The organism is Geobacillus sp. ZGt-1, assembly GCF_001026865.1.
In the GTDB taxonomy this organism is placed as follows: Bacteria; Bacillota; Bacilli; order Bacillales; family Anoxybacillaceae; genus Geobacillus; species Geobacillus thermoleovorans.
In genome coordinates this window covers 1-440 of the sequence record NZ_LDPD01000089.1, presented here as the reverse complement: position 1 = coordinate 440, position 440 = coordinate 1, and the positions used below count along the sequence as shown (strand labels likewise).

Below are 440 nucleotides of genomic sequence, written 5' to 3'. Positions count from 1 at the left end.
CGAAAATGATATTACTTACCCCATTATTAAAATTTGATTTAATTTTCGAATCTATACAGAACAGTAAGCATCAAGGACTTCTTGTTATTGGAGATAAAGACCCGCATTACGATTCAAATAAACTTGAACAATTGAGAAAGACAAATTTAAATTTAGAGATTATTCAAAATGCAAATCATTCTTTAGATATTGAAGGATTCGAGACAATAAATTCAATCTCATCTTTATCACGAGTGATGGAAAAATTGCAAAATGTGATAAAAGCGAATTAGTAAAAAAGAAATTGTTTATAAATACATTTATTTAAAAAGTTAATTTGCTTGTTAATATATGTATAAGAGAGGTGCGAATTGCACCTCTTTTTAAATAGTTATTTATTATTTTGTAATTCAAATCCGAACCCGTTAGTAAAAATCGGATCGAGTTTTACAGGACAAGAC

General features: G+C 27.3%; 1 pseudogene. It reads left to right on the top strand.

Annotated elements, in window-relative coordinates:
* Positions 1 to 272 (top strand): annotated as a pseudogene (locus VU18_RS20885) (alpha/beta hydrolase); the annotation flags it as partial.
* Between the last annotated feature and the right edge of the window lie 168 nt (positions 273 to 440).